The organism is Shigella sp. FC1967 (assembly GCF_001743005.1).
Lineage (GTDB): Bacteria > Pseudomonadota > Gammaproteobacteria > Enterobacterales > Enterobacteriaceae > Proteus.
The window spans coordinates 1-4521 of record NZ_MIIZ01000694.1 but is presented as its reverse complement, the minus strand read 5'-3'; the positions used below and the strand labels follow the sequence as shown (position 1 = coordinate 4521).

General features: G+C 42.2%; 4 protein-coding genes, 2 tRNA genes and 1 pseudogene. All 7 read right to left on the bottom strand.

The window, feature by feature from the left end:
* Positions 1–68: 68 nt before the first annotated feature.
* Positions 69–521 (bottom strand): ribosome maturation factor RimP, encoded by a 453-nt coding sequence (rimP, locus tag BHE89_RS10085; protein WP_036914691.1) that lies wholly within the window; start codon positions 519–521, stop codon positions 69–71.
* A gap of 202 nt (positions 522–723) precedes the next feature.
* Positions 724–800 (bottom strand) — tRNA-Met (locus BHE89_RS10080).
* 60 nt (positions 801–860) lie between these two features.
* Positions 861–950 (bottom strand) — tRNA-Leu (locus BHE89_RS10075).
* A gap of 58 nt (positions 951–1008) precedes the next feature.
* A complete protein-coding gene (secG, locus tag BHE89_RS10070) occupies positions 1009–1353 on the bottom strand; it encodes a preprotein translocase subunit SecG (RefSeq protein WP_036914692.1) in 345 nt (114 codons plus the stop codon).
* Between the two features lie 165 nt (positions 1354–1518).
* Positions 1519–2856 carry a phosphoglucosamine mutase gene (gene glmM / locus BHE89_RS10065; protein WP_069369845.1) on the bottom strand — a complete coding sequence of 446 codons (1338 nt, stop codon included), beginning with the start codon at positions 2854–2856 and terminating at the stop codon, positions 1519–1521.
* A complete protein-coding gene (gene folP, locus BHE89_RS10060; protein WP_069369846.1) occupies positions 2853–3695 on the bottom strand; it encodes a dihydropteroate synthase in 843 nt (280 codons plus the stop codon). Before folP ends, glmM begins: the two co-directional genes overlap by 4 nt.
* An 82-nt stretch (positions 3696–3777) precedes the next feature.
* Positions 3778–4521 (bottom strand): annotated as a pseudogene (locus BHE89_RS10055) (ATP-dependent zinc metalloprotease FtsH); the annotation flags it as partial.

Sequence of the window (4521 nt, the reverse complement as noted above, 5' to 3'; positions counted from 1 at the left end):
TTTTTCGTTAGAGACCGCTTCCACAACAGCCAGAATCTCTTTGTTCATCCTAGTTGCCTCTTCAAAACTTAAAAGTGGGGTACCAGGTTAGCTTTCTGGATGTTGCTCAGTGCGAACACTTCGTCTTTACCATCCACAGTAACCGTGATCATTTCGCCAGCGACAGACTTAATAATGCCCTGCCATTTACGGCGGTTTTGCATTGCAATTCGTAATACGATAGCGGCTTCTTCGCCGATAAATTGCTCATAATGCGTTGCAGTGAATAAAGGTCGTTCTAAACCAGGAGAAGAAATCTCAAGGTTATAAACTGTTTGAATTGGATCTTCGACATCCAGCACAGCACTGACCTGGTGGCTAACATCAGCACAATCATCAACAGTGATACCGTCTTCACTATCAATATAGATGCGCAATGTTGATTCTCGGCCACGAATAAATTCAAGACCGACAAATTCAAAGCCTAATGCTTCTACTGGTGCTGAAACCATCGCTGTTAATTTTTGCTCTAATGTGGACAAACCCACCCCCAAGGCATAAAAAAAGGGCCTATAGCCCAGTATTCTATTCTCTGATAACAAAAAACCCCGAAATTCGGGGCTTTATGCAACTGGACCCTGTAACTTGCCATTCGAGAATAACCTCTTCTTACGGCACATTCCACTCAGGATCATAATCGGTTCAACTAGATGATTAATGAGAAAAGTGCTGTATTGTTAGAAGTGGTTGCGGGGGCCGGATTTGAACCGACGACCTTCGGGTTATGAGCCCGACGAGCTACCAAGCTGCTCCACCCCGCGTTCGAAAAACGTGGCAAATTTTACGCTGATAACAAGCAAAACGCAAGCTATCTGGAATAATGGTGCCGAGAACGGGACTTGAACCCGTACGCCCGTTTTATAGGCACTACCACCTCAAGGTAGCGTGTATACCAATTTCACCACCTCGGCACTTAATGAGACTGTTACTGCGTAACAATTAACAATCCCATTTAAATCTTTACTTAGTTTACTGCGGAATATCTGTATTTGCTGGCGCTACAGGCGCTGCTAACTGCTCAGCTTTTTTAGCTTCTTCTGTAGTCTGCTCGATAGACATCCATTTGCTGTCTTCACGCACAGTTTTATTGGCACTTAGATTACCTAAAATAAGGGCAAGTACAATAAAAGCTGTCGCTAAAACAGCGGTCATACGGGTCATAAAGTTAGCTGAACCGCTTGAACCAAATACTGTACCGGAAGCACCTGCACCAAAAGAAGCGCCCATATCAGCACCTTTACCCTGCTGTAACAGGATCAGACCAACTAGCCCTGTTGCTACAATGATAAGAATAACAATGAGTGCCGTATACATTTGCGTTACCTTTTCTATGGAACTTATCGACTTAACGATAACCTTCGATTGCTTCACCCGCTTTAGTTCAAGACCTTACTAAGCGGGTGTGAATACTAACCAAAGCTGAACTGACAAGCAAGGTTATTTTTCTACAAAGTGATTGATTGAAGAAAAAATCATCAATTAACCGACGTGCTTCACCGCGTCAGCAATACGATTTGCCATCGCCGTGACTTGCTCTTCATTTTCACCTTCAACCATGACACGAATTAAAGGTTCTGTTCCTGATTTACGCAGCAATACACGACCTTTGCCAGCCAGTTCTTCTTCAACTGCTTTAGCGACATTCTGAACTTCAGATGTTTGTAGCGGATCGTGACTACCCGTAAAGCGAACATTCACTAAAATTTGTGGTAATAGTTTCATTCCACTACATAGGTCATGCAGACTCATATGGTTACGCACCATTGCACTTAAAACTTGTAAACCGGCAACAATACCGTCACCCGTAGTCGTTTTATCTAATAAAATAATGTGACCTGAGTTTTCAGCACCTAAACGCCAACCTTTCTCTTGTAATTTTTCAAGCACATAACGGTCGCCTACTTTTGCTCTTGCAAAAGGAATACCTAGTTGTTTAAGTGCAATTTCTAATCCCATATTGCTCATTAGAGTACCCACTGCACCACCACGTAATTGACCTTGGCGTAATGCTTCTCGCGCAATAATATAGAGAATTTGGTCACCATCAACTTTTAGACCTTGATGGTCAACCATGATGATACGGTCGCCGTCGCCGTCAAAAGCTAAACCAACATCCGCGCCTTCTTCTAATACGCGTTTTTGCAACATACGAACATCTGTTGCACCACACTCTTCGTTGATATTGATACCCGTTGGATCACAACCAATAGTGATCACTTCAGCACCTAATTCACGAAATACGTTTGGTGCAATATGGTATGTGGCACCATGAGCACAATCGACAACCACTTTTAGACCATTAAGATTGTTTTCATTCGGGAAAGTCCCTTTACAAAATTCAATATAACGACCTGCCGCATCCACGATACGATTTGCACGTCCCAATTCTGCTGATTCAACACAGGTAATTGGCTTTTCCATTTCAGCTTCGATCGCTTCTTCTACTTCATCAGGTAATTTTGTACCATCAATAGAGAAAAATTTGATCCCATTATCATAATAAGGGTTATGAGAAGCTGAAATCACAATCCCTGCTTCAGCGCGGAATGTACGCGTTAAATAAGCAACAGCAGGTGTTGGCATTGGCCCTGTAAATGAAGCCGATAAGCCTGCTGCGGCTAAACCCGCTTCTAATGCTGATTCCAACATATAGCCAGAGATACGTGTATCTTTACCAATAATGATTTTGCGAGAGCCATGACGTGCTAATACCTTGCCCGCAGCCCAACCTAGTTTTAATACAAAATCAGGTGTAATTGGACTATCACCTACTTTTCCACGGATACCATCTGTTCCAAAGTATTTACGTTCGCTCATTCATTATTTTCCTTTGCAGAAAGAGTCGCCTGTACAACTTTCATCGCATCAACCGTCTCTTTAACATCGTGTACACGAATAATTTGTGCGCCTTGCATTGCTGCAATGACTGCGCATGCCACGCTACCAGCAACACGCTCTTTTGGTGGCACATTCAATAGTTGTCCAACCATTGATTTGCGTGACATTCCGGCAAGTATGGGTAGACCAAAGTGATGAAGTTCACTTAAGTGTGCTAATAATTGGTAATTATGCGCTAAATTTTTACCAAAGCCGAATCCTGGATCAAGAATAATTTGATTTTTTTCGATCCCTGCATCAACACAACGTTGAATATTTTCTTGTAAAAAACGATCAACATCCATCATCACATTCTCATAATGTGGCGATTGTTGCATGGTTTTAGGATCACCCTGCATATGCATAATACACACTGGCAGACCCGTTTTAGCCGCTGCTTCAAGTGCTCCTGGCTCTTGTAACGAACGAATATCATTGATAATTGAAGCACCTACATTTGCTGATTCAGTAATGACTTGAGCTTTGGATGTATCAACAGAGATCCAAACATCAAAACGCTGACGAATAGCCTCAACAACAGGAACAACACGCTGCAACTCTTCATCAATAGAGACATCACTTGCGCCAGGTCTGGTAGATTCACCACCAATATCGATGATAGAAGCTCCTTCAGCAATTAATTTTGCAGCATGGTCAACGGCATCATTAAGTGAATTATGAGTGCCACCATCAGAAAAAGAGTCTGGAGTGACATTCAAAATCCCCATAACTTGAGGTGTTGATAAGTTAAATTCTGTTCCTCTGACCATTAATTTCATTTCATTGATACCTTCATAAAAAAACCCCAGAAGCCTGGGGTTTGTATTTATAGCTTACTCAATATGTATAACCCGATAAGGATTAATGAGTATTTTTATCAGAAGGCGTATCACTTTCTGACTCAGATTTATCTTTTGGCTCACTCGCTACATGCGTTTGTGCTGGCTGGGCAGTAGTCGTTGTACCACTATTACCATTATTGCCTTCCCAACCCGCAGGTGGACGAACATCACGACGATTCATTAAATCATCAATTTGAGGTGCATCGATAGTTTCATAAGTCATCAGTGCATCTTTCATTGAGTGCAGAATATCAAGGTTATCCATTAATATCTGACGAGCACGAACATAGTTACGATCAATGATAGCTTTAATTTCTTCGTCAATTGTACGAGCTGTTTCATCAGACATATGTTGTGCTTTAGCAACAGAACGACCTAAGAACACTTCACCTTCTTCATCTGCGTACAACAATGGCCCTAATTTTTCAGAGAAGCCCCACTGTGTCACCATGTTACGTGCGATATTGGTTGCAACTTTGATATCATTAGAAGCGCCCGTAGAAACATGCTCTACACCATAGATAATTTCTTCAGCTAAACGGCCACCGTAAAGTGTTGAAATTTGGCTCTCTAATTTCTGACGGCTTGCACTAATTTGGTCGCCTTCAGGTAAGAAGAAAGTCACACCTAATGCACGTCCACGAGGAATAATCGTCACTTTATGCACAGGATCATGCTCCGGTACTAAACGGCCAATGATTGCGTGACCCGCTTCATGATAAGCGGTTGATGCTTTTTGTTCTTCAGTCATCACCATTGAACG

Coding starts and splice junctions, on each gene's coding strand:
- secG (WP_036914692.1), bottom strand. CDS start 1,353: ATGTATACGGCACTCATTGTTATTCTTATCATTGTAGCAACAGGGCTA.
- folP (WP_069369846.1), bottom strand. CDS start 3,695: ATGAAATTAATGGTCAGAGGAACAGAATTTAACTTATCAACACCTCAA.
- glmM (WP_069369845.1), bottom strand. CDS start 2,856: ATGAGCGAACGTAAATACTTTGGAACAGATGGTATCCGTGGAAAAGTA.